This window comes from Phyllobacterium sp. 22229, assembly GCF_052056495.1.
Classification (GTDB): domain Bacteria; phylum Pseudomonadota; class Alphaproteobacteria; order Rhizobiales; family Rhizobiaceae; genus Phyllobacterium; species Phyllobacterium myrsinacearum.
In genome coordinates this window covers 1-24,913 of the sequence record NZ_JBQEPA010000020.1, presented here as the reverse complement: position 1 = coordinate 24,913, position 24,913 = coordinate 1, and the positions used below count along the sequence as shown (strand labels likewise).

General features: G+C 59.6%; 22 protein-coding genes and 1 other RNA gene. 12 read left to right on the top strand and 11 right to left on the bottom strand.

What is annotated here, in order from left to right; translation table 11 throughout:
* Nucleotides 1-138: 138 nt before the first annotated feature.
* Nucleotides 139-777, bottom strand: a complete 639-nt coding sequence (locus ACTJJ7_RS21500; RefSeq protein WP_440968767.1) for a c-type cytochrome — start codon at nucleotides 775-777, stop codon at nucleotides 139-141.
* 165 nt (nucleotides 778-942) lie between these two features.
* On the opposite strand from ACTJJ7_RS21500, the gene ACTJJ7_RS21495 reads away from it, so the two are divergent.
* Together ACTJJ7_RS21495 and ACTJJ7_RS21490 are read left to right on the top strand one after the other, a co-directional pair.
* Nucleotides 943-1,695, top strand: a complete 753-nt coding sequence (locus ACTJJ7_RS21495) for a 3-deoxy-manno-octulosonate cytidylyltransferase (protein WP_440968766.1) — start codon at nucleotides 943-945, stop codon at nucleotides 1,693-1,695.
* 2 nt (nucleotides 1,696-1,697) lie between these two features.
* Nucleotides 1,698-2,561, top strand: coding sequence for a prephenate dehydratase (locus ACTJJ7_RS21490; RefSeq protein ID WP_199537980.1), 864 nt, complete (start codon nucleotides 1,698-1,700; stop codon nucleotides 2,559-2,561).
* Between the two features lie 3 nt (nucleotides 2,562-2,564).
* Here ACTJJ7_RS21490 and nudC read toward each other — a convergent pair whose 3' ends face one another.
* Together nudC and ACTJJ7_RS21480 are read right to left on the bottom strand one after the other, a co-directional pair.
* Entirely contained in the window at nucleotides 2,565-3,509 is a 945-nt protein-coding gene (gene nudC, locus ACTJJ7_RS21485; protein ID WP_440968765.1) for an NAD(+) diphosphatase, read from the bottom strand.
* A gap of 49 nt (nucleotides 3,510-3,558) precedes the next feature.
* On the bottom strand, nucleotides 3,559-3,963 hold the full coding sequence (locus tag ACTJJ7_RS21480; protein WP_130269428.1) for an HIT domain-containing protein: 405 nt from the start codon (nucleotides 3,961-3,963) through the stop codon (nucleotides 3,559-3,561).
* Nucleotides 3,964-4,032: 69 nt separating this feature from the next.
* On the opposite strand from ACTJJ7_RS21480, the gene ffs reads away from it, so the two are divergent.
* From ffs to ACTJJ7_RS21455, 5 genes are all read left to right on the top strand, one after another.
* An RNA gene (ffs, locus tag ACTJJ7_RS21475) (signal recognition particle sRNA small type) lies at nucleotides 4,033-4,129 on the top strand.
* Nucleotides 4,130-4,272: 143 nt separating this feature from the next.
* A complete protein-coding gene (locus ACTJJ7_RS21470; protein WP_105736620.1) occupies nucleotides 4,273-6,135 on the top strand; it encodes a DNA polymerase III subunit gamma/tau in 1,863 nt (620 codons plus the stop codon).
* 18 nt (nucleotides 6,136-6,153) lie between these two features.
* A complete protein-coding gene (locus tag ACTJJ7_RS21465; protein ID WP_091878585.1) occupies nucleotides 6,154-6,477 on the top strand; it encodes a YbaB/EbfC family nucleoid-associated protein in 324 nt (107 codons plus the stop codon).
* Nucleotides 6,478-6,916: 439 nt separating this feature from the next.
* The gene (gene recR / locus ACTJJ7_RS21460; RefSeq protein ID WP_105736618.1) at nucleotides 6,917-7,522 is read left to right on the top strand and encodes a recombination mediator RecR; all 606 of its coding nucleotides are present in this window, start codon (nucleotides 6,917-6,919) and stop codon (nucleotides 7,520-7,522) included.
* 26 nt (nucleotides 7,523-7,548) lie between these two features.
* A complete protein-coding gene (locus tag ACTJJ7_RS21455; RefSeq protein WP_440968764.1) occupies nucleotides 7,549-8,784 on the top strand; it encodes a lytic murein transglycosylase in 1,236 nt (411 codons plus the stop codon).
* Here the strand turns inward: ACTJJ7_RS21455 and ACTJJ7_RS21450 are convergent.
* Nucleotides 8,768-9,679, bottom strand: coding sequence for a LysR family transcriptional regulator (locus tag ACTJJ7_RS21450; protein WP_440968763.1), 912 nt, complete (start codon nucleotides 9,677-9,679; stop codon nucleotides 8,768-8,770). The genes ACTJJ7_RS21455 and ACTJJ7_RS21450 overlap by 17 nt on opposite strands.
* Nucleotides 9,680-9,803: 124 nt before the next feature.
* Here ACTJJ7_RS21450 and ilvD point away from each other — a divergent pair, with 124 nt between their 5' ends.
* The 4 genes from ilvD to ACTJJ7_RS21430 all read left to right on the top strand — a co-directional run bounded on the left by ilvD (nucleotide 9,804) and on the right by ACTJJ7_RS21430 (nucleotide 15,050).
* On the top strand, nucleotides 9,804-11,477 hold the full coding sequence (gene ilvD, locus ACTJJ7_RS21445; RefSeq protein WP_440968762.1) for a dihydroxy-acid dehydratase: 1,674 nt from the start codon (nucleotides 9,804-9,806) through the stop codon (nucleotides 11,475-11,477).
* Nucleotides 11,478-11,594: 117 nt separating this feature from the next.
* A complete protein-coding gene (locus ACTJJ7_RS21440; RefSeq protein ID WP_440968761.1) occupies nucleotides 11,595-12,593 on the top strand; it encodes a glutathione S-transferase family protein in 999 nt (332 codons plus the stop codon).
* Between the two features lie 166 nt (nucleotides 12,594-12,759).
* Nucleotides 12,760-13,917, top strand: coding sequence for a CaiB/BaiF CoA transferase family protein (locus ACTJJ7_RS21435; RefSeq protein ID WP_440968760.1), 1,158 nt, complete (start codon nucleotides 12,760-12,762; stop codon nucleotides 13,915-13,917).
* A 20-nt stretch (nucleotides 13,918-13,937) separates the two neighbouring features.
* Nucleotides 13,938-15,050, top strand: a complete 1,113-nt coding sequence (locus ACTJJ7_RS21430) for an extracellular solute-binding protein (RefSeq protein WP_440968808.1) — start codon at nucleotides 13,938-13,940, stop codon at nucleotides 15,048-15,050.
* Nucleotides 15,051-15,052: 2 nt separating this feature from the next.
* Here the strand turns inward: ACTJJ7_RS21430 and ACTJJ7_RS21425 are convergent, their stop codons facing one another.
* From ACTJJ7_RS21425 to ACTJJ7_RS21415, 3 genes are all read right to left on the bottom strand, one after another.
* Nucleotides 15,053-15,241 (bottom strand): hypothetical protein, encoded by a 189-nt coding sequence (locus tag ACTJJ7_RS21425; protein ID WP_105736604.1) that lies wholly within the window; start codon nucleotides 15,239-15,241, stop codon nucleotides 15,053-15,055.
* A gap of 90 nt (nucleotides 15,242-15,331) precedes the next feature.
* The gene (locus ACTJJ7_RS21420; RefSeq protein ID WP_440968759.1) at nucleotides 15,332-15,598 is read right to left on the bottom strand and encodes a hypothetical protein; all 267 of its coding nucleotides are present in this window, start codon (nucleotides 15,596-15,598) and stop codon (nucleotides 15,332-15,334) included.
* 210 nt (nucleotides 15,599-15,808) lie between these two features.
* Nucleotides 15,809-16,735, bottom strand: coding sequence for a transglutaminase-like domain-containing protein (locus ACTJJ7_RS21415; protein WP_440968758.1), 927 nt, complete (start codon nucleotides 16,733-16,735; stop codon nucleotides 15,809-15,811).
* Between the two features lie 276 nt (nucleotides 16,736-17,011).
* Between ACTJJ7_RS21415 and ACTJJ7_RS21410 the strand changes: the two genes are divergently transcribed.
* On the top strand, nucleotides 17,012-17,194 hold the full coding sequence (locus ACTJJ7_RS21410) for a hypothetical protein (protein WP_130268615.1): 183 nt from the start codon (nucleotides 17,012-17,014) through the stop codon (nucleotides 17,192-17,194).
* Between the two features lie 17 nt (nucleotides 17,195-17,211).
* Here the strand turns inward: ACTJJ7_RS21410 and ACTJJ7_RS21405 are convergent, their stop codons facing one another.
* The 4 genes from ACTJJ7_RS21405 to ACTJJ7_RS21390 all read right to left on the bottom strand — a co-directional run.
* A complete protein-coding gene (locus ACTJJ7_RS21405; protein ID WP_158531260.1) occupies nucleotides 17,212-17,361 on the bottom strand; it encodes a hypothetical protein in 150 nt (49 codons plus the stop codon).
* Nucleotides 17,362-17,457: 96 nt separating this feature from the next.
* On the bottom strand, nucleotides 17,458-20,601 hold the full coding sequence (locus ACTJJ7_RS21400; protein WP_440968757.1) for an efflux RND transporter permease subunit: 3,144 nt from the start codon (nucleotides 20,599-20,601) through the stop codon (nucleotides 17,458-17,460).
* A complete protein-coding gene (locus tag ACTJJ7_RS21395; RefSeq protein ID WP_440968756.1) occupies nucleotides 20,598-23,708 on the bottom strand; it encodes an efflux RND transporter permease subunit in 3,111 nt (1,036 codons plus the stop codon). Before ACTJJ7_RS21395 ends, ACTJJ7_RS21400 begins: the two co-directional genes overlap by 4 nt.
* A partial coding sequence (locus ACTJJ7_RS21390) for an efflux RND transporter periplasmic adaptor subunit (RefSeq protein WP_440968755.1) occupies nucleotides 23,705-24,913 on the bottom strand: 1,209 nt, incomplete at its 5' end. The genes ACTJJ7_RS21390 and ACTJJ7_RS21395, both read right to left, overlap by 4 nt.

The following is a 24,913-nucleotide window of genomic DNA, read 5'->3' as shown; positions in this document are numbered from 1 at the left end:
CACGGTTTCTCTTTTTTGGGCAGTCTAAGAGAAAATGCGGCGGAGAACAGGCCTTCGGCAAAAAAACACGCAGTCTTGATGCAGATACGAAAAAGCCGGGCACTGGGCCCGGCCTTTTCTGGGAATGGGCAACCGAGCTTACTTGGTCGGTGCGGGCGCTGCACCATCGGCAGGCTTAGCCGCATCCGCGGGCTTGTCGCCGGCGGCAGGGGCTGCGTCAGCAGCGGGAAGCGGCTTGGGGCTGTCGGAAAGCGTGCGCAGATAAGCGATCAGGTCCGCGCGCTCATTGTCCTTCTTGTCACCGGCAAAGCCCATGGCCGTGCCTTTGATATAGCCCTTCGGCGATGTCAGGAAGTGATTGAGGTGATCGAACGTCCAGAGTTCCTTGCCGCCCTTGGAGAAATCCTTGATGGCGCCGGAATAGCTGAAGCCTTCATGTGTGGCGATAGGACGGTCGACGATGTCCCACAGGTTCGGGCCGACCTTGTTGGCGCCGCCCTTTTCGCCGGTGTGGCAGGCCTGGCAGCGCTTGAAGATAGCTTCGCCGCGTGTTGCATCCGCCGATGCGAGCAGGGTCGCGATCGGTACGGCCGCAGCCGCTGCGGCTGGCGCGCCAGCTTCACCTTCCCCGCCGGCTTCGGCAGCCTGGATGATAAAGCCGGGTTTTTCGGGCGCACGGGAATCAAATACGAAATCCGAATGGATGCCCGCTGTCATGACAACGAAAACTGTTGCCAGGAACGCCATGGCATATTTGTTGAATGCGCTCGAATCCATTGTCGATCATTGCTCCTCTTGCGGAGGTTCTCATTATCTGGTCAATGCAGACCGCTGCATTACTTGACGAGAGTCCCCTCGTGATCGCGCGGAAACTAGGTCTTTTGCTCAAGACTTGCAACACATATAAGGGCAGTTCTGCCTGAGACTTTTTGACACCGTAGGGTGCTTGTGACGATGAAAATATTGACCCTGATTCCCGCCCGCATGGCCTCCACGCGCCTTCCCGGCAAGCCATTGGCCGATATTGCCGGCAAGCCGATGATCGTGCATGTGGCTGAACGGGCCCTGGCGGCCGGTCTCGGCCGTGCCGTTGTTGCCACGGATAGCGCCGAAGTGAAGGCGGCAGTCGAGTTGCACGGACTTGAAGCCGTCATGACGCGCAGTGACCATGAATCGGGTTCGGACCGCATCTATGAAGCCTTGCTGGCGCTCGATCCGGAAGGCACTGTCGATGCCATCGTCAATGTCCAGGGCGACCTGCCGACCATTGATCCGGAATTGGTCAAACGCGCGCTTCTGCCGCTGCGCGAAGGCCCGGCCGATATCGCTACATTGTGTGTCGAGATCACCAGGGAAGATGAAAAGACCAATCCGAACGTGGTCAAGATCGTCGGCTCGGGCATCGGCACCGGGAAAATGCGCGCGCTCTACTTTACGCGTGCGACGGCTCCTTATGGCAATGGCCCGCTCTACCACCACATCGGTCTATATGCCTATCGCCGCGCCGCGCTGGAGCGATTCGTCAGACTTGGCCCGTCGCCGCTCGAACAGCGCGAACGGCTGGAACAGCTGCGCGCACTAGAAGCCGGCATGCGCATCGATGTCGAGATCGTTGATTCGGTGCCGCTGGGTGTTGATACCCGCGAAGATCTTGAGCGGGCACGTGACATTCTTACTTCAATAAAGGGCAATTGATTATGGCCAAGACCAACCGCATCTCCTTTCAAGGCGAACCGGGTGCCAATTCCGACACCGCATGCCGGAACATGTTTCCGCACATGGAGCCGTTGCCATGCCCGACCTTTGAGGATGCGTTCAACGCGGTTGAAAGCGGGGCGGCTGATCTTGCGATGATCCCGATCGAGAACACGATCGCCGGACGCGTGGCGGATATCCACCACCTCTTGCCGGAATCGCGCCTGCACATTGTCGGCGAATATTTTCTGCCGATCCATTTCCAGCTGATGGTTCTTCCGGGCACCAAGCGCAGCGAGATCGTCACGGTTCACAGCCATATCCATGCACTGGGCCAATGCCGCAAATATATCCGCAAGAATGGCTGGAAGCCGGTCATTGCCGGGGATACGGCGGGTGCCGCGCGGCTCGTCTCCGATGTCAAGGACAGGACGATGGCGGCGCTGGCGCCGCGGCTCGCCTCCAGTCTCTATGGTCTCGATATCTTGGAAGAGGATGTCGAGGATACGGAAAACAACGTCACGCGCTTCGTCGTTCTGAACAAGACGAAAAAGTGGGCGCCGCGCACATCCGACGAACTCATGATGACGACCTTCGTTTTTCGCGTGCGCAACGTTCCGGCGGCGCTCTACAAGGCGATGGGCGGCTTTGCCACCAATGGCGTCAACATGACCAAGCTGGAAAGCTATCAGATTGACGGCAAGTTCACCGCCACGCAGTTTTACGCCGATATTGAAGGGCATCCGGACGACAAGAACGTTGCCCATGCCCTGGAAGAACTGGAATTCTTCTCCAAGGAGGTGCGGATTCTCGGGGTCTATCCCGCCGATACGACATTCCGCAGCAGCCAGGGCGATGGTGAGTAGACTTCAAGTTTCACTTTCCACCCAGCTGCGGATCAGATGGGCAGCGATGGCGCCGGGTGGCGGCGTCATCAATCCTTCCGGATGCGTCCGGTCGAGCATCAGGGCCACTTCATCGCGTGTGAACCAGCGGCCCGCCTCCAGCTCCGCCTTGTCGAGGGTGTAATCGTCGGACAAAGCCTCCGCATGGCAGCCGATCATCAGCGAATAGGGGAAGGGCCAGGGCTGCGATGCATGATAGACCACCCGGCCGATAGGCAGGTTGGTTTCTTCCAGCGTCTCGCGCCGCACGGCATTTTCGATGGTTTCCCCCGGTTCAATGAACCCGGCAAGGCAGGAATACATACCCGGACCGAAATGGGGGCCACGTGCCAAAAGACATTTGTCGCCGCGCACCACCATCATGATGGCAACCGGATCTGTGCGCGGAAAATGCTGGGCGTCGCAATGCGGGCAAGTGCGCCGGTACCCGCCATCCCGCATCACCGTTTCCGTTCCGCAGCGTCCGCAGAAACGGTGATTCTCATGCCATGTCAGCAGTGAAACGGCTTGCGCCATAGCGCCCAGCTGATCTTCGGGTATGAGGCCTTGCGTGTAGACTGGACGGTATTCAATGGCCTTGATTGCCTCGGGAAGCGCTGTCAGGTCAATGCCGCTCACAGCGGCGAGAACCGGCATATCCTCCTGCATTCCCAGATAGATTGTCCTGTTTGGATTGGGCAGCAGTGCTGCGGCGTCTTCAAGGGCGAAGAAAGCGTTGCCCATGCCGTTTCCCTGCGACACCAATATCTGGCCTTGCCCGATCAGCAGCATGCGCGCCCTTGCATCCGCAAGCGCGACCGTTACCACATCATCGCTGCGGTTTTCGGCGTGGCGGTTTATCCTGTTGCCGGCGAAGCCGACGAAACGGCTCGCTTCCGCTTCCGGAACATCGTAAAGGCGAAATGACATAAGTGGGCTCCAGAAGGCGGGTCCGGAATGGGACTGGTGGTGATGCTGATTAGATAGCGTTGAGAATGGCGCTCGCAAAGTCCCGTGCATCTTTTTCGCCGTAGGGTTCGCGCGTGCCATAGCCCCAGACGGGACCGGGCCATGCCGGATCTCCGGTGTTGCGGGCGATGATATGCAAGTGCAGCTGCCGGACGATATTGCCGAGAGCTCCGGTGTTGATCTTTTCGCAATTGACGACAGCCTTGAGCGCCTGTGCGGCAATGCCCGATTCAAAGACAAGCATTGTCTGATCGAGGGGGGTAAGGTCGTGGATCTCGCTGATATCAGCCCTTTGCGGCACGAGAATGAGCCAAGGCCACCGCCGGTCATTCATCAGGCGCAGATCGCAAAGGCCCAGCCTTGCAATGGGAATCGTATCGGCTGCAAGTTTGCTATCGAGTATGAACGTCATGATTTGCAACAATTAGCAGTTTTTTTGTCGTCCCGCTTGCTTTTTGCGCAAAGATTGCCGATATGAGCCTCGGGAGGTTGGTGGTGGACGAGCCACTCGCCAACCGGGTCAGGTCCGGAAGGAAGCAGCCCCAACGAGCCAGGCACGGGTCGCCGTGCCAGCCTCCCACCTTTATCCTCTTTAAAGCCGTGATCCGGCATTGACGCTGCGGTGTGCAGCGGTACAAACTTGCCCGGTGGAACGAATTCGACATTCGCCCCCCGTTTGACATCACGCGGAACATGCGACTGTCAGAATCGGACCACTGGCGCCATGAAGAGCAATGCAGGAGCGGAATCAATCGGGATGGACACCAAAACGGCAGATAGCGCCTATCGCGTGCTCGCCCGCAAATATCGCCCGCAGAATTTCGACGATCTGGTCGGTCAGGAGCCGATGGTCCGGACCCTGACCAATGCGTTCGAGACTGGCCGCATCGCGCAGGCTTGGATGCTGACTGGTGTCCGGGGGGTGGGCAAAACCACCACGGCGCGCATTCTGGCCCGTGCCCTCAATTACAAGACAGCGGAAATCGACAGGCCGACGATCGACCTGTCTGTTCCCGGTGAACATTGCCAGGCGATCATGGAAGGCCGCCATGTCGATGTCATCGAGATGGATGCCGCCTCGCATACGGGTATCGATGATATCCGTGAAATCATTGAGCAGGTTCGTTATCGCCCGGTTTCGGCCCGGTATAAAGTCTATATCATCGACGAAGTGCACATGCTGTCCAATCAGGCTTTCAACGGCCTGTTGAAAACATTGGAAGAGCCGCCGCCGCACGTCAAATTCATCTTCGCCACCACCGAAATCCGCAAAGTTCCGATCACGGTGCTGTCGCGCTGCCAGCGTTTTGACCTGCGCCGCATCGATGCAAACATGCTGACGGCGTTGCTGAAGAAAATTGCCGACAAGGAGAGCATTACGGTTGATGCCGCATCCCTGGCGATGATCGCCCGCGCGGGCGAAGGCTCGGCGCGCGATTCCCTGTCGATCTTTGATCAGGCAATCGCCCACGGTGCGGGCAATGTCGATGCCGAGACGGTGCGCTCCATGCTGGGGCTGGCGGATCGTGCCCGGATCATCGATCTTTTCGAGATGCTGATGCGCGGTGACGTGGCTTCCGCTTTGCGTGAGTTTCGCGCGCAGTATGATGTCGGGGCAGATCCCAGTGTTGTTCTGTCCGATCTTGCCGACTTCAACCATCTGGTGACGCGTATTCGCTTCACCCCGGATGTCGCGGACGACATTTCCCTGTCCGAGGATGAACGCCTGCGCGGACGGGATTATGCCGAAAAGCTTTCCATTCGAATTCTCTCCCGGACATGGCAGATGCTGCTGAAAGGCATTGCCGAGGTGGATGCGTCCAATCGCCCGGTTCAGGCCGCGGAAATGCTGTTGATCCGGCTGGCGCATGCAGCCGATTTGCCGACGCTGGATGAAGCGCTGAAATTGCTGGAAAACGGGGCGTCTTCGACAGGGCAAGCGCCGCGGAGCGATGGTCCACGCTCCGGCAATGGCGGCGGCGAGAGCATGAGCCGCGGTACTCCGGCGGATGCTGTGGCGCCCGTGCGCAGTTCCGTAACCTCCGGCGGTGGTGCCACCATGCGGCTGGTTGAGCAATCAGTACAGCCGGCACATGTTGTTCCGGTCCAGCCGGCTGCCGAGGAGCAGACGCCGGCTGTTCCCGTTACCAGCATCGCCGATATCGTGGCGCTCGCCGACAAGCAGCGCAACATGCAGTTCAAGATACTGGTCAAGAACTGCGTACGGCTCGTCAGCATCAAGCCGGGGCGGCTTGAGATCAATCTGACCGACGACGCGCCAAAAACGCTTTTGACAGACCTGTCGCAGAAGCTCAGTGAATGGACCGGCGCGCGCTGGATGGTATCCCTATCGCGGGAACAGGGCGGCCGGACCATCAATGAAACCGAAACGGCCCGGCGCGATTCCATGCTCAGCGACGCACGCGCCGATCCGGATGTCGCGGCGATCCTGTCGCGGTTCCCCGGTGCCAAGATTATCAATGTACGAATCGCAACACCTGCCGGGCAGGGAAATGGCGATCCGGATGGCATGGACGGGATCGGCTCCGGCGATGATACGCTGGCCCCCGTCGAAGAAGACGATTGATCAAAAGGAGTTTTTCCCATGCGTGACATTATGGGCATGATGAAACAGGCCAAGGAAATGCAGGGCAAGATGGCCGCCATGCAGGAAGAAATCGCGGCGCTGGAGGCCGAGGGCCACTCCGGTGGCGGTCTCGTCACGGTCAAGCTGTCCGGCAAGGGGGCACTGACATCGCTCAAGATTGATCCATCGCTCTTCAAGGAAGACGATGTGGAGATTCTTGAAGACCTGATCATCGCCGCCCATAACGAGGCAAAGGCCAAAGTTGAGGCCATCATGGCGGAAAAAACCCAGGCGCTGACAGCGGGCCTGCCGATACCGCCAGGTTTCAAGCTGCCTTTTTGAGAGCGGGTCTACAACTGCAAGCTTCTTGGAAAAGATGCGAGCGTGACTTATACTGCTCTTGGAGTGGGCGGCGAGCTTTCGCTCGCCACCCCTCCTCATTCGTGAAAATTGACCCGGACGGTCCATGACCAGCTCGTCCGGGTTTTCTTCACTATGAGGGTGATGCTAAACGGAAAAATCCGCATAGTTCACCTCCAAGTTCAAAGGCAAGGCTGTTGCCGCAGTCGGGTAGCCTATTCTCCCGATGCACCGGCTGGTACGGTGCTTCTGCTTCGCCTTCGAACTTTTGTGCTGTCCGGCGCTTGAGGCGATGATTGCTTCGTTTGTCGTCGGCAACAACGAATGCAGGGTTGTAAATTACGGTCCTCTTTTCCGCTTGAGTTGAGTTGCCGGTGCGTCTCCGATTCCCTATGGGCAAAATTTGCTTTAAACCGGCGGTATGTCGAAACGAATCGCCGGTCCCGAAATTGAACGCCTGATCCAGCTTCTGGCCAAAGTGCCGGGGCTCGGGCCGCGTTCTGCCCGCCGTGCGGCGCTGCATCTCATCAAGAAAAAAGAAGGGCTGTTGATCCCGCTGGGTTCCGCCATGCAGGACGCAGCCGACAAGGTGCGTATCTGTTCCACATGCGGCAATGTCGATACGTCTGATCCGTGCATGATCTGCACCGATCCGCGCCGCGAGCGGGCGACGCTGATTGTGGTCGAGGATGTTTCCGACCTTTGGGCACTCGAGCGGGCCGGGTCAATGAATGTCCGCTACCATGTGCTGGGCGGACGGTTGTCGCCGCTCGATGGTGTCGGCCCTGATGATCTCAACATCGGCAGTCTTGTCAGCCGCGTGGCGGAGGGTGAGATCAAGGAGGTCATTCTCGCCGTCAACGCGACGGTCGAGGGGCAGACGACCGCACACTACATCACCGACCAGCTCGCGGATTTCGACGTGCGTATCACGCGGCTGGCGCATGGCGTTCCCGTTGGCGGGGAACTTGACTATCTGGACGAGGGCACGCTGGCTGCTGCCCTGCGCGCGCGGACCTCTATATAGGGAGAAGGCTTTTGATCAGACGCTCGATGCGACTTGCCCTTACGGCGTTGATTGCAACCTTTCTCCATGTAACATCGGGGCTGGCCGCGTCAAAACCGGAAGTTGAAGCGCAGTTCCGGGCATGGCTTGCCAATGATCTTTGGCCCGAAGCCAAGGCTCAGGGTATTTCCAAGGCGGTTTTTGAGCAGGCTTTTTCCGGCGTCACCCTCAATTTCGATCTGCCCGATCTGGTGATGCCGGGTGAAAAACCACAGACACCCAAAGAGCAACGGCAATCGGAGTTCGGTTCACCCGGCAAATACTTCAATGACAAGACCGTCAACGCGGTGACATCGGGCGGCGCAGCGCGGGTTGGCCAATATGCCAAAATCCTCAAAGCGGTTGAAAGCAAATATGGCGTTCCGGGACCGATCGTTCTTGCCATATGGGGGCGCGAAAGTGGTTATGGCAGCGTCAAAATCCCCTACAACGCCTTTACCGTGCTCGGCACGAAAGCCTTTCTGGCAACGCGCAAGGACATGTTCCGCAAGGAGCTTTTAGCCGCGCTCCAGATCGTGGAGAAAGGCTATATCGACGTTGCAAGCATGAAAAGCTCGTGGGCTGGGGCACTCGGCCAACCGCAATTCATGCCGACATCCTATCTTGAGCACGCGGTGGATTTTGACGGCGACGGCAAGCGGGATATCTGGAATTCCGTTCCTGATACACTCGGTTCCATCGGTCATTATCTCGCGCAGTATGGGTGGCAGCGCGGCCGCGACTGGGGCTATGAAGTCAGCGTTCCGCAGAATGTCAGCTGCTCCCTGGAAGGCCCGGATCAGGGCAAGCCGTTCGCCGCATGGGCCAAGCTTGGTATTGCCCGCGTCAACGGCAAGCCGTTTCCGGCCAGTGAAACCAATCGCGAGGGCTTTCTGCTGATGCCGGCCGGGCGCCATGGTCCGGCTTTTGTGGTCACCAAGAATTTCTATGTGATCAAGGAATACAATATGAGCGATCTCTACGCGCTGTTCATCGGGCATGTGGGAGACCGCATTGGCAATGGTGCGAAGGGTTTTTCCGCCGGCTGGGGCGATGTCGGCGGCCTCTATCGCTCGGACATTGCCGGGTTGCAGAAGGTGCTGGAAAAGAAGGGTTATGACGCTGGGGGAGCCGACGGCTTTCCGGGCTTCAAGACGCGGCGTTCCATCGGTGATTGGCAAATGAAACAGGGCCTGCCTGCCACCTGCTTCCCCGACAAAGATCTCGTCAAGGCGATACGCTGAATGCCGAGGCAATATCAATCAGGTGTCTGAGCGCCGGTAACGGGTCATCGCGGCGCCAGACAAGCCCGGTCTCGATCCGTGGCGGCGTGCGTGACAGTTTCAGGTAACGCACTCCGGTCCGGCCAAGATTCTGCAGCGATTCCGGCACGAGTGCGATTCCCATCCCCGCGGAGACCAGGCTGATGATTGTTTGCATCTGGATGGCTTCCTGCCCGATGCATGGGACTGCACCATTGCCGGCATAATAGCCGGTGATCAGGTCGTGAAAGGCCGGTGCACTGCGGCGGGGAAAGATAATCAAAGGCTCCGATAGCGCGCCTTTGATGTCGAGCACTCCGCTGGACAGATCAAACCTGCCTGATGCCGCCCATTCCTCCGGCACGGCAGCGACAAGTTCCTCCTGAAGTAATGACAGATAGGCGAGAGACGCGTGCAGGCTGGCGCGTGACGGCGGAATGATCAAGCCGGCGTGAATGTTCCCATTCAGAAGTGCTTCGATCTGCACGTCGCTGGTTGCCTCCTGCAGGGCGATCTGCACATCGGGATAGCCCGTCTTGTAACGGCCGAGCAGTGCCGGCAGCAGGCTGTAATCGGCTGTGCTGACGAAAGCGAGTTTCAAGCTGCCCATGGTGCCCCGCGCCAGTTGCCGGGCAATGCCGGGAAGCGCGCCTGCGTCGTCCAGAACCTTGCGTACATGGTCCAGCCATTGGATGCCCGCAGGTGTCAGTGCGACGCTGCGCTTGGTGCGCGTGAACAATTCGACGCCAATTTCCTCTTCAAGCGCGAGTATGGTCTGGCTGAGGGGCGGTTGAGTCATGTTGAGCCGCGCCGCAGCTCTCCCGAAATGCAGTTCTTCAGCAACAGTGATAAAGTAGCGCAGCTGGCGCAGATCCATATCGTATCTCTAATATGAAATACGACCTAATCAAGCATGAATTATATATTTCACACATGTTTGGAAACGCTCTAAACAGAAGGCAATCCGGTCTTGAACCCAATGTCTTAGTGGAGAAACAGCCATGGCGGTCAATGAACGCTCAAAACACATCACGCAGGGAATAGCGCGCTCGCCCAACCGGGCCATGTATTATGCGCTGGGCTATGAGAAGGCGGATTTCGACAAGCCGATGATTGGCATTGCCAATGGCCATTCCACCATCACACCTTGCAATGCCGGCTTGCAGCCGCTCGCCGACGCGGCGGTTGCGGCGGTCAAGGCAGCGGGCGGCAATCCGCAAATTTTTGGCACGCCGACCATCTCCGATGGAATGGCGATGGGCACGGAGGGCATGAAATACTCGCTCATCTCGCGCGAGGTAATCGCCGATTGCATTGAGACATGCGTCAATGGTCAATGGATGGACGGCGTTCTGGTGCTGGGCGGCTGCGACAAGAACATGCCCGGCGGCATGATGGCCATTGCCCGGACCAATGTTCCGGCAATCTATGTCTATGGCGGCACGATCAAACCGGGCAAGTGGAAAGGAAAGGATCTTTCCATCGTCTCGTCGTTCGAAGCCGTGGGGTCTTTCATGGCTGGCAAGATGAGCCAGGAAGATTTTGAAGGCATCGAGCGGCATGCCTGCCCCTCCACCGGTTCCTGTGGCGGCATGTATACCGCCAACACCATGAGTTCCTCGTTCGAGGCGTTGGGCATGTCGTTGATGTCCTCGTCGACCATGGCCAATCCGGATGCCGAAAAGGCGGACAGCACGGCCGAATCCGCCCGCGTCCTCGTTGAGGCCGTACGCCGGGGTATCCGCCCGCGGGACATCATCACCCGCAATTCCATCGAAAATGCCGTTTCGCTGATCATGGCCACGGGCGGGTCGACCAATGGCGTTCTGCATTTTCTGGCCATCGCCCATGCGGCGGAAGTCGAATGGACGCTGGATGATTTCGAGCGCGTGCGCCGCAGGGTTCCGGTGATCTGCAACCTTCGGCCATCCGGCCAGTACATGGCCGTGGATCTGCATCAGGTCGGCGGCATCCCGCAGGTCCTGAAAATTCTGCTCAATGCCGGTTTGCTGCACGGTGACTGCCTGACGATCACCGGCCGGACCATTGCCGAGGAGCTGACTCACATTCCCGATGCTCCGCCTGCCAATCAGAATATCATCAGGCCGATCGACAAGGCTCTCTACAAGGAGGGACATCTGGCTATCCTCAGGGGCAATCTGGCGACGGGTGGCGCTGTCGCCAAGATCACCGGTCTTAAAAATCCCGTTATCCAGGGCCCCGCACGGGTGTTCGATGACGAGCAGTCTGCGATGGATGCCATCCTCTCGGATAAGATCAGGCCGGGCGATGTGGTGGTCCTGCGTTACCTCGGCCCCAAGGGTGGTCCCGGCATGCCGGAGATGCTGGCGCCGACATCGGCAATCATCGGACGCGGTCTGGGTGAAAGCGTCGGGCTCATCACCGACGGACGGTTCTCGGGCGGAACATGGGGCATGGTTGTCGGCCATGTCACGCCGGAAGCCTTCGAGGGCGGCGCAATTGCCCTCGTCAGGGAGGGCGATACGATTACCATCGATGCCCACAAGCAGCTGCTGCAGCTTGAAGTCAGCGATGCCGAACTGGAAGAGCGCCGCAAGGCATGGCGGCAACCAGCTCCTCGCTATACACGCGGTGTGCTGGCCAAATTTGCCAAGCTGGCGAAATCCGCCAGTGAAGGAGCCGTCACGGGTTAGAGGATGGCTCTTGCCATTGTCGCGATGGCAAAAACAGTCTGTCAAAGCATGGGTGGTATGAATGCCACCCATGAAATGCGATCCTGACGCGCAGTCGAATAGTCAGGAAATCAGCACATGCCAGCCTTGGTGAATGGACAATGGATCAAGGGCGAAGTTGCCGCCAGTGAAATGAAAAACGGGGCGTTCCACCGCGAACCGACCCGGTTTCGCAACTGGATTACGGCAGATGGCGTGCTCGACAAGGAGGGGACGCCGACCTTCAAGGCAGAGGCCGGTCGCTACCAGCTCTTTGTTTCCTATCTCTGTCCCTGGGCTTCGCGGACGCTGATCTTTCGTCATCTCAAGGGGCTGGAAAATATCATCAGCATTGCGGTTGCCGAGCCCGCGCTCGGTGAGAACGGCTGGACATTCACCAATCTCGTTGATGCCGGGCAAAAAGCGCCGCCGGTCCATTACCTGCATCAGCTCTACACCGCCAGCCTTGCGACCTATACGGGCAAGGTTTCGGTACCGGTGCTGTGGGACCGCCAGGAGGGACAGATCGTCAACAACGAGTCCGCCGATATCATCCGCATTCTGAACAGTGCCTTTGATGGGCTGACCGGTGACAGAAGAGACTTTTATCCCGAAAGCCTGCGGCCAGAGATCGAGCGGTGGAACGGCCTCATCTATGACAATATCAACAACGGCGTCTACCGCGCCGGTTTTGCAAAATCACAGGCAAGCTATGACGAAGCCGTGCGCGATGTCTTTGCGGCGCTTGACCGCGTGGAAATGCATCTGGCCGATCATCGTTATCTGGCGGGGCACTACCTGACCGAGGCCGACTGGCGGCTGTTTGTCACGCTCGTCCGGTTTGATGCCGCCTATAACGGCGTTTTCAAATGCAACATCCGGCGGCTCGAGGACTATCATCATCTCTCGCACTATCTGCGTGAACTCTATCAGTTTGAAAACGTGCGCGAGACAGTGAAAATCGATCATATCAAGGCGGGGTATTATTCCATCGCTTCGGTCAATCCGACGGGTATTGTGCCTGCTGGTCCATTGATTGACTTCGACCGGCCGCATGATCGCGAGCGCCTGACGGGCAAGGGTATTGCCATGCGTTAGCCCGTCGAAAGACAGAACTCAAAACAACAAAGCCCGATGGCCGGATGGAAATGTCCGGCCATCGGGCTTTTTGCATTGCAGCACAATTTTCCTTGTTTTCCGGCTTGTCAGGAATACCCATATGTGAAAATAATATTTACAAAAGAAGATGGTGGAGGAGTGGGCCATGGACAATACTGATCTGCCGCTTGCCGGCCTGCTCGTCGTTGATATGAGCCAATTCCTGTCAGGCCCCTATGCCTCGCTGCGCCTGATGGACCTCGGCGCGCGTGTCATCAAGATCGAGCGCCCCGACGGCGGCGACCTTTCGCGCCGGCTTTATCTGAGTGATACCGAAATCGGCGGCGACTCAACGATTTTTCATGCGATCAACCGTGCCAAGGAAAGTCTCGCGATCGATCTGAAAAGTGCGAGCGACCTTGCGTCCCTGCGAACATTGCTCGGCAAGGCCGATGTTCTGATCCAGAATTTCCGCCCCGGTGTCATCAAGCGACTGGGACTGGACTACGACGCGGTGAAGGCCATCAATCCGCGGCTGGTCTATGCCAGCATCAGCGGCTACGGCGAGGAGGGCCCCTGGGTGGGCCGTCCCGGGCAGGATCTGCTGGCGCAATCGCGCTCGGGCCTGATGTGGCTGAACGGCGATGAAAGCCAGGGGCCTGTACCATTCGGGCTTGCGGTTGCGGACATGCTGGCGGGTGCCGCTACGGTTCAGGGCGTTCTCGCCGCTCTGGTCAGGCGCGGGATCAGCGGAACCGGCAGCCATATCGAAACGAGCTTGCTCGAATCGCTGATCGATTTCCAGTTCGAAGTGCTGACCACGCATCTGAATGACGGCCGCCGGCTGCCCAAGCGCTCCGATTTCCGCAGCGCCCATGCCTATCTCTCCGCGCCCTACGGTGTCTATCCGACCAAGGATAATTTTCTGGCGCTCGCCATGACGCCGCTGCCGAAGCTCGCCGATCTTCTCGGCCTGGATGAACTGGCACCCTATCGCGACACCCCTGCCAGCTGGTTCACCGCCCGGGATGAGATCAAGCGCATCATCGCCCAAAAGCTCGCCACCCAGCCGACGGAACACTGGCTCTCGATCCTCGAACCCGCCGATATCTGGTGCGCGAAAGTCCTGAACTGGGAAGAGCTGATGGCCAGCGAGGGTTTCAAGGTTCTCGATATGCTGCAAAGGGTGGAGCGGGCAGACAATGTTTCCATCCTCACGACGCGCTCTCCCATCCGGGTCAATGGCAAACGGGCAAAGTCGGACCGCGCCGCGCCGCGCATCGGTGAACACAGCGAGGCGATTCGCAAGGAGTTCGGCCTGTGAGCAGCATTACGTTGAAAGGCATGACGTGGAGCCACCCGCGCGGCTATGACCCCATGGTCGCCTGTTCGACGCTCTGGCGGGAGAAGACCGGCGTCACCGTTGAATGGGCCAAGCGCTCGCTGCAGGATTTCGAATCCTTTCCCGTGGAGGAACTGGCCCGAACCTATGATCTGATCGTCATCGATCATCCGCATGTCGGGCAGATTACCGCGGAGAACTGCCTCGCCCCGCTGGATGTTGCCGGCCGGGAGGCCGAGCGCCTCGCGCTGCTTGAGGGCAGCGTCGGGCAATCCTATCCGAGCTACCACTGGCAGGGACAGCAATGGGCGTTTCCGGTCGATACGGCAACGCAGGTTTGCGCCTGGCGCCCCGATCTCTTGGAGCAGTCGCCTGGCACCTGGGATGAAATGCTGGTTCTCGCCCGCGCAGGCAGGGTTCTTCTTCCGCTCCGGCCGCCGCATTCGCTCATGACCTTTTACACCTTAAGCGGAAACATGGGGACGCCCTGCGCCACGGCACCCGGAGACCTGATCGAACGGCAGCATGGTATTCGCGTTGTGGAAATGATGCGCGAGATCAGCGCTCTCGTTGATCCCGCCTGCTTCGAGATGGATCCGATTGCCGTGCTGGAACGGATGGCTGCAGCCGGGTCGGCGACTGCCTGCGCTCCGCTGATTTACGGCTACGTCAACTATGCCATTCCCGGGTTCCGGCCGCACTGTGTGGCCTTTGCCGATATGCCGGCGGCGGGCGGCAGCGGGCCGGCGGGCTCAGCGCTTGGCGGTACGGGTATTGCTGTTTCCGCTTTTTCCGAACACGGGCAAGCGGCTGTCGATTTTGCCTACTGGATTGCCAGCGGCGATGTTCAGCGCGGTCCCTATGCGCGAACGGGCGGACAACCTGGACATGCGGATGCGTGGGAAGACGCTGCGGTCAATGCAGCAGCGTCAAACTTCTACGCGGCAACGCGCCGGACATTGGAAGCCGCGTGGGTGCGCCCGCGCCACAATGGTTACATGGCGTTTCAGCAATCGGCGTCAGATCGCCTCAACGCGGGTTTGCGCGGTCACCATAGAGCGGAAACCATTATCGATGATCTCAACGATCAGTTCCGCCGGAGTTTCGGCGCGTAGCGTCAGCCCCTGCCGGCGCGCATCTGTCCGGAGCGGCCATAGTCGCTCGGGCAGATACCAATGCCGCGCTGGCATTCGGGAGGATTTTTTCCCGTAATTTCGGTTTCCCGCGGCGTCCACGTCGCATAAGTCGAGCCGCAGGCAGACAAAGCCAAGCCACTTAGGAGTGTCGCGATGGTGATGAATTTCATTCTATGACCTCGACCCAAACAACGAAGGTCACATCTGCCGCAAATGGGCCAGAATGTCAAAGCGGCACGGAGGACACCGGAGGGATTGCCTCAAGCGTACCGCTTTTCAGGCCGGGCATCCGCTCCGCTGACGTCCGGATGGGCATTGACTGCGGTGATCACCGCAAGAGCGGCGAGCGAGTTGACGCTGCGATTGCCGCGGTTGAATGCGGTCATCACGGTCTTGGCGATGATCCTGGCTTCTTCATCGCTGCTTGATTGCACAAGAAGGGTGGTGGCGGCCCCGTTGTAGGCCGCCTGCATCAGGTCCCAGTCGTCCTGTGAATAGGCTGGCTCTGGAGGATTTGTGAAAGGCATGGGGAATGGTCCTTTCCTGAATCGAATGAAATCCCGCTTGGGAAAAAGGCTAGCCCTTCAAATGCGGCATGGCAATTCGAAACGATTTGTTGCGCCTGTGGAAGAGCTTACCGCAGTGCAAACAGACAGGCAGCGGGTCCGAATATGGCAAATGCCGTCATGGGTATTGAGCCGGCTTCCACGGCCTGCGGGACGCTGGTCCGAAACCCGCTACATCGTGTTTTCAGCGTCTGTTCTGGCTTGGATATGGCGCGAAAGCCGGGACCACCTCTGGCTGAACCAGGGTGTGACAAGTGAAACCTTTTCAAAGTGTTGGCTGGAGAAAGACGGCTTGGTCTCCTCGAATGTCCAGACCTTGAAGTTCGTCAGCTGGTGCGGCCCGAATGTATAGATGAGAGGAATATCAGCCGCGTCCCGTCCACGGGCGACAACGATGCGGCCAATGCGGCGCTTGTTATGGCGTGCGTCGAATGTGTGCCATTTGCCGCCGAGGTATACCTCGAACCAGGCATTGAAATCCATGGGTGCGGGATCGGCGGGGACACCGATGTCGCCCATATATCCATTGACGTAACGGGCGGGGATGTTCATGCAGCGGCAGAAGGCAACAGCCAGATGCGCAAAGTCGCGGCAGACGCCAACCCGCTCTTCATGTGCCTGCGCGGCGGTTCGTGTAGCGCGGGCAAAGCCATAGCTGAATGTCAGGCGCTGATTTACGTAATCACAGATGGCCTGAACGCGTGTCCATCCCGGCTGCACCTGGCCGAAAAGGCTCCATGCCAGATTGCTGAGCTCGTCCGTTTCGCAGTAGCGGCTTGCTGACAGAAAAGCGAGGCACTCGGTCGGCAGCTTGTCGACGGTCAACTCCCGGGCGTCGCCGTCAATGGGATCCGGCAAGCCATCATCCCGCAGCACGGCGTCGTAATTCAACGAGAGATTTCCGGCAGGAGCCAGAAGCCGCAGGCAATTGTTGCCGAACAGATCGCGAAAATTCTCCAGCTTCACATCGGGTGTAACGATAGGGCCGCGCTCGCAAACAAGATCGGAAAGCCGGTCCGTCTCCAGATTCAGGTAGGTCGTCATGGGCGTTGGTTCGTTGCATTGAATAGCAATTTCATATCCGACACGGATCAGCATGGCGCATCCTTTTGGGGTTTTGAGGAGAACGCGACAATGACGGTTTGGGTTCCTGTCCGGCGAAAGAAAATATCGCGCGAGGATATCCCCGCGGGGTCCTTCAGCTTTTGTTGACCATAGGCCGGTAAAATCTGAAACGAATGCGCGCGAAGCCCGTTATGCCTGGAGAATGCCATCGTGAAAACCGGTGGATACCCGCAGGGCAGGCCGATTTGAGAATTGGTACGCGTCAGAAGGTGAATGCCGATCTTGCTCCAGAAATGGTTGGGAAGGGCTATGGCAGTAAAACACGGAATATCGCATCGACCTGTTGCCGCTGTTGTCCGCACGCAGATCGCGCGGCAGGAGTTCCGCAATGCGGTGCAGTCCTCCCATCCGTCTCAGGCCGACCGGGAACTCCCTGCCCAGTTCACAGAGTTGCTCAAACGCCTTGAAAAGGCCGAGAAACGCAAACGATAGCCTCCATATGACGGATGTTAGTTCCGGCTGACATCCTGCATGACCTTGCCCTGGGAGGCGAGATGCGGGTAACGGCCGTATTTTGCCGTATAGTTGACGAAGCTGCCAAAGGACAAGGCAAACGCCAGGAAGATGAAAAAGACGATGCCAAGACGCTGTACAAGCATGACGGATACCCCTGTGGAACTGGTGCAACACTATGCGGGGTAACCTGAACAGGCGCGGAACCTGTCGTTCATGCAGTGTTTCATTTTGTTAAAATTCTATGAAATTTTTGCCTGCACCGGGGGTGTCCCGGCTTCGCCTGCGATGCCGGCTGGAACCGCTGGGGCTGATTTTTTCACCGACCAGCGGTGATGCAGCCGTGCCAGCATCAGGTAGATAACCGGTGTCGTGTATAGTGTCAGAACCTGCGAAACGATAAGGCCGCCGACGATGGTGATGCCGAGGGGGCGGCGCAATTCCGTGCCAGGACCGGTAGCAATGATCAGCGGTATGGCGCCCATGATGGCGGCGAGCGTTGTCATCAGGATCGGCCGGAAGCGTTTGAGACACGCCTGATAAATGGCGTCCTCGGCCGATAGGCCGGAAACCCGTTCGCCGTGCAGCGCGAAATCCACCATCATGATGCCGTTCTTCTTGACGATGCCGATCAGAAGGATGATGCCGATGAAGGCGATCAGCGTCAGGTCCGTGCCCGTGACCACCAGTGCCAGCAGGGCGCCAAGCCCCGCAGACGGCAAGGTAGAGATGATGGTCAGCGGGTGGGCGAGGCTTTCATAGAGAATGCCCAGCACGATATAGACCGTCAGTAGCGCGGCCAGGATCAAGAGGGGCTGGCTGCCCGTGGACTGGGTGAGCGATGCCGCATCGCCGGCAAATTCCGCATGCAGCGAATCCGGAAGATGCATCTCCAGTACAGCCGACTGCACCGCGTTGTTGGCCTCTTCCAGGGAGGTCCCCAGAGCCAGATTGTAGGAAATGGTGACGGATGGAAACTGGCCCTGATGGTTGACGACGAGCGGCGCCAGTGTGCGCTCGATCTTGGCCACGCTGCTGAGCGGCACCTGAATTCCACCGGTTCCGGTGACATGCAGATTGGCGATCTGCGCGGGATCGCGCGCATAATCATTGTTTGCTTCGATCACCACCCGGTACTGGTTGCGCGCGGAATAGATGGTGGAAATCTGCCGTTGTGAAAAAGCGTTGTTGAGCGCGCTGTCTATATCGCCGATTGCAACCCCCATCCGGGCTGCGGCAACGCGGTCGATGGTGACGTTGGCCTGCAAGCCGTTCGGCTGGCGGTCGGTCGCAACGTCGGTCAGCCCCGGTTCCTGCTTCAGGCGGTCGAGTATCTTCGGCGCCCAGGTGACAAGCTCGTTGTAGTCGGCATCCCATAGGGTGAACTGATATTGCGACTGGGTGGAGCGGCCGCCGGCACGGATGTCGCCCGGCGAGAACAGGAACGTCGAAAGGCCGGCGACGGACGCAAGCGATTTGCGCATGCGGTCGATCACGACAGCGGTCGGGTCGCGCTGTTTCTCCGGCTTCAGTGAAATCAGCAACTGTCCGCGATTGACGCCGGAGGAAAAACCGCCGCCGCCCACCGAGGAGCCAACGCCGGCGACGGCAGGGTCCTGGCCCGCGATCTCCGCGGCCTGCCGTTGCAACAGCACCATAGCCGGATAGGAGATGTCGGTGGAGGCCTGGGTGCCGCCCATGATGAAACCGGTATCGTCCTGCGGGAAGAAGCCTTTTGGAACCTTGACGTAGAGAAAGACCGTGATGGCCACGCATGCAAAAATCACGAGAACAGCCAGGACCCGGTGATAGAGAACACTCTTCAGTGTGCGGCCGTAGAAGCCGATGACCGCGTCCAGCGTGCCTTCGACAATACGGCCGAAAACGCCCGGGCGCGCGTCGGTGTCATGGGGTTTCAGCCTGTGCCCGCAGATCATGGGCGTGACGGTCAGCGATACCACGGTTGAAACCGCAATGGTGAATGCAAGCGTCAGCGAGAACGTCTGGAAGAAACGGCCGACAATGCCGCCCATGAAGAACAGGGGAATGAAGGCGGCAAGCAATGACAGGCTGATGGAGACAACGGTGAACCCGATCTGCCGCGCGCCCTCCAGTGCCGCGCGCATCGGCTTCATGCCTGCTTCCAGATTGGCATAGATGTTTTCAATCATCACGATGGCATCGTCGACAACGAACCCGACGGATACGGCCAGCGCCATCAGGGAAAGATTGTCGATGGACAGGCCCCAGGCCCACATGGCGGCAAACGTGCCGGCCAGCGACAAGGGCACGGTCACACCTGCCGCAAAGGTCGGTGTGGCGCGCCGCAGGAAAACCATGACGACAGCCATCACCAGGCAGATGGTGGCCAGCAGGGTCCACTGCATGTCGTTCACGCTGGCATGGATGGTCGTGGTGCGATCCGAGAGGACGGCGATGTCGATGCCGGGGGGGATCAGCCGTTTCAGATCGGGCAGCAGTGTCTTTACCGCATCGACGGTGGTGATGACATTGGCGTTGGCCTGTTTTGTGATGTTGAGAAGCACCGACGGCTTGCCGTTATACCAGGCATCCGAACGGCTGTTTCTGACCCCCTGGTCGACAGTGGCGATATCGGAAAGGCGCACGGCGGTTCCGTCACCGCTGCGGATAATAATACGGCCGTATTCCCCCGGTGTTTTCAATTGTGCATTGGTGCCGATCGAGAAGGCAAAATCGGTGCCGTCGATTGAGCCGACCGGCTCGGCCACATTGGCATTGGTGATCGCCGTGCGCACATTGTCGAGTGACATGCCCATGGCGGCGAGCCGGTCGGGATCGAGGCGGATACGCACGGCGGGCTGATCAGCGCCGCTGGCCGTCACTTCGCCGACGCCGTCGACTTGCGAAATGCGCTGGACGATAACCGTGTCCGCCGCATCGTAGATGGCGCTGGGCGCGATCGTATCCGACGTCAGCGCCAGAATGAGCACGGGAGCGGCGGCCGGGTTGACCTTGCGGAAACTGGGCAGCGTCGGCAGGTCGGACGGCAAGTCGGTTGCCGCCGCATTGAGCGCGGCCTGCACATCCTGTGCCGCACCATCAACATCGCGCGACAGGTCGAACTGGACTGTAATGTTGGTCGATCCGAGCGAGCTGACCGAGGTCAGTTCGGTGACGCCGGCGATGGAGCCAAGGCGCCGTTCCAGCGGGGCGGCGACGCTGGCGGCCATTGTCGCAGGATCGGCGCCGGGACGGCTGGCCGACACGCGGATGGTGGGCAGGTCGACCGAAGGCAGGCTGGCGACCGGCAGAAAGCCATAGGCGACAATCCCGAGGATCAGCAGGCCCAGCGCCAGAAGCGTGGTTCCAACAGGTCTGCGGATGAACGGGTCGGAAATGTTCATAGGGCGCCGTCCGTTTCGGGGGCAGGCGTGCCGGTCGGCCGTCCGATGATGCGGCTGCGCAGCCGTTCGAAACCGAGATAGATGACGGGCGTTGTATACAACGTCAGAAGCTGGCTGAGGACGAGGCCGCCAATGATGCTGATGCCAAGCGGGATTCGCAACTCCGATCCTGTGCCCTGGGCCAGTGCCAGCGGCAGGGCACCAAAGAGCGCCGCGAGCGTCGTCATCATGATCGGGCGGAAACGCAGGATCGAGGCTTTGACAATCGCCGTGCGCGGGTCCAGTCCTTCGGTTCGCTCGGCTTCCAGGGCAAAGTCGATCATCATGATCGCGTTCTTCTTGACGATACCCATCAGAAGCACGATGCCGATGAGCGCGATGATGGACAGATCCTGGCCAAACAGCATCAGTGCAACCAATGCCCCGACACCCGCCGAAGGCAGTGTCGACAGGATGGTAATCGGATGGATGGCGCTCTCGTAGAGCACGCCAAGCACGATGTAGATCGTGACAATGGCCGCAAGGATCAGCCATGGCTCACCCGCCAGAGAACTGGCAAACTCAGCGGCATCGCCGGAATATTGCCCGCGGATGGAATCGGGCAGGGCGATTGCCTTTTGCGCCGATTGGATCGCGGTGACGGCATGGCTGAGCGATGCGCCCGGAGCAAGGTCGAAACTGACCGTGACAGCAGGAAACTGCTCGTCATGGCCGATGACGAGGGGCGCCGTTGTGAACGAGGCGGTGGCAAATGCACTGAGCTGCACCTGTGTACCGCCCGCACCGCTGACGTAAAGCTTGTCCAGCGATTTTGGGTCTGCCTGATATTGCGGCGAGGCCTCGAGGATGATGCGGTATTGGTTGGCCTGTCCGTAAATGGTGCCGATCTGGCGCTGACCAAAGGCGTCATTGAGAGTGTCGCTGACCGCCTGCATCGACACGCCAAGCCGGGAGGCCGTTTCACGGTCGACATTGACGAAGATGCGCCCGCCGCCCATTTCGACTTCCGAAGCGACATTGATCAGGGACGGATCGCGCTGCAGTTCCGTTGCAAGCCGCTGCGCCCAGTTGACGACGGTCGCCGTATCCGTGCCGGTCAATGTGTACTGATAGGGCGCACGGCTGGTCCGGGTGCTGATGCGGATGTCCTGCACGCTCTGGAATGTGACCTGCACACCGGGAATGCCGGTGGTTTCGCCGCGCAGACGGTCGATGATCTGGGCCGCTGAATCAGACCGCTGATCCTGCGGTTTCAGCACGAGGCTGAGCGTGCCGGTGTTGGGCGTGAGATTGGTCGTGCTGGTTCCGACCACGGAAACAACACCCGCGACGTCGGGGTCGTGTTGCAGCCTGTCGGTGACGATTGCCTGGGTCCGCTTGATCGCCTCGAACGAGGTCGTCGGCTCGGTTTCGATGATGGCCGTTATCAGCCCCGTATCCTGCGAGGGCAGGAAGCCTTTGGGAATAATGACGTAAAGCGCAACGGTTGCCGCCAGGGTTATGGCCGTCAGCAGCAGCATGAGTTTGCTGCGGTCCAGCGCCCAGAGAAGGCTGCTGCGATAGCCCGCTATGATCCGGTCCATCCCGCGGTCGATGCCATGCAGAATGCCGCGGCGTTCGCCTTCACCCCTGCCGTGCAGAATGCGGGCGCACATCATCGGTGTCAGTGTCAGCGAAACCACCGCCGACACGACAACGGCGATCGTCAGCGTCAATGCAAATTCGCGGAACATGCGCCCGACAATGCCGGTCATGAACAGCAGGGGAATGAAGACGGCGATCAGCGAAACGGTCAGCGATATGATGGTGAAGCCGATCTCGCCCGCGCCCTTGAGCGCTGCGTCGAGGGGACCTTCGCCGTCCTCTATGTGACGCACGATATTCTCGATCATGACGATCGCGTCATCGACCACGAAACCGGTGCCGATGGTAAGGGCCATCAGGGAAAGATTATCCAGGCTGAATCCTGCAAACCACATCACGCCGAATGTCGCCACAAGCGACAGCGGCAGCGCAACACCCGCGATAATGGTGGCCCGGACGGTCCGCAGAAAGATGAAGACGACAAGAATGACCAGCGCGACGCTGATGGCAAGGGTCAGCTGCACGTCGTGGATCGAGGCGCGGATCGTATTGGTCCGGTCGTTGACCACATCCAGGGTGACACCCGCGGGCAGGGCCTGTTTGAGCCGTGGAATCTGTTGCAGCACGCGCGAGACCGTATCGATGACGTTGGCGCCCGGCTGGCGCATCACATCGATGACAACGGCAGGCTGCCCCTGATACCAGGCACCGACGCGGGCGTTCTCCAGCCCCTCGACGACCGTTGCCACGTCCTTGAGCAGGACGGGGGAGCCGTTCTTGTAGGTGACGATGATGGCGTTGTAGGTCTGCGGATCGACGATCTGGTCATTGGCAGAAATGGTATAGGACTGATGGGTGCCATCGAGCGCGCCTTTGGCACCGGCAACGCTGGCATTGGTGATCGCCGTCCGGATATCTTCGAGCGATATGCCATAGGAGGCAAGCCGCGGCAGGTCCGCCTGTATCCGCACCGCCGGCCGCACGCCGCCCTGGATATTCACATTGCCGACGCCGGTCACTTCGCTCAGGCGCTGCGCCATCATCGTGTCGGCAAAATCGCTGAGGTTGCGGATCGAATAGCTCGTCGAGCGCAAGGCGAGGGTGATGATCGGTGTATCAGCGGGATTCACCTTCGCATAGGTCGGCGGGTAGGGCAGGGTTCGCGGCAGCATGGAGCCGGCGGCGTTGATCGCGGCCTGCACGTCCTGCGCCGCTCCGTCGATATCCCGGTCGAGATCGAACTGGAGGGTGACCTGGCTGATGCCGAATGCGCTTGAGGATACCATCGATGAAAGCGAAGGAATCTGTCCCAGCTGCCGTTCAAGCGGAGCGGTGACGAGCGAAGCCATGGTGTCGGGATTGGCACCCGGCAGCTGTGTCGTCACCTGGATCGTCGGAAAGTCCACCTGCGGCAAGGGGGCAACCGGTAGCGCGAGATAGCCGAGGATGCCACCGAGCAGGACGGCAATCCCCAGCAGCGAGGTGGCTATCGGACGGTGGATGAAGGGGGTGGAAACACTCATTTCGCGGTTCCGTTGTCAGCCTCTTCGCCGTTTGCGCCAGCATTCTTCTGGTTGCGCCGTTTGTGTTGCCGTTCGCCGCTCTTGGGTGCACCCGCCGGTTGTTTGTCATCGGCCGCCGGTGTGCTGTCCGGTGCAGGCGCAGCCCCCTGATCTGCGGTGCTGGTCACCTGCACCTTGGCGCCATCCTGCAGCCGGGCAAAACCGGTGGTGACGACGCGGTCACCGGCTGCAACGCCATCGGCAATGACCGCCTGCACATCGTCCTGCTGCCCGACGGTAACTGGGCGCATGGCAACCGTATCGTCCGGCTGGAGCAGATAGACAAAGGTTCCCGACGGCCCGCGCTGCACCGCTGCAGTGGGGACGACAATCGCCCCGCCGAGTGTCTGGACAAGCAGGCGCGCATTGACGAATGCACCGGGCCAGAGAACCAGTTTGTCATTGGGGAAATTGGCCTTCAGTTTCACCGTTCCCGTGGCCGGATCGACCTGATTGTCGATGACGGCCAGCATGCCGTTGTCGATGACGGTTTTGCCATCACCGGAAATGGCTTGCACGGCCAATGTGCTGGCCGAACTTGCCCGGTTGATCTTGCTCAGTTGCTGCTGCGGAATCGCAAATTGCACCGATATCGGCTTGATCTGCGAAAGCGTGACGATTCCCGTTGCATCGGAGGTGCTGACAATATTGCCGATATCGACATTACGGATACCGGTGCGCCCGTCGATGGGAGCCCGGATGACCGTATAGTCCAGCGTTGCCTGCGCGCTCTCGATGGCAGCTTCGTCGGATTTGATCTGCGCTTCGTACTGCGCCACCAGGGCGCGCTGCGTGTCCGCCTGCTGCTGGGTACCGGCATTGGTCTGGGCAAGCTTCGTATAGCGTTCGAGATCCAGCTTGGCGTTGGTAAGGAGTGCCTGATCCTGTGCCTTTTTTGCCGTCGCCTGGTCGAACTGTGCCTTGTAGATCGCATCATCGATGCGGGCGAGCACATCGCCCGCCTTTACATCCTGGCCTTCCTGGAATTCGATGGCCGCCAGCTTGCCGCTGACCTGCGAGCGGACCACCACGGAGTTGAGAGGCCGCACCGATCCGACGCCATCGATATAGACGGGGACATCGGCGGATTTGGCTTGTGTCACCAGGACGGGCGTGGGGCCGAGGCTCTGTCCGCCGCCGCGCCGCGACCCGCCGCGGCGGCCATT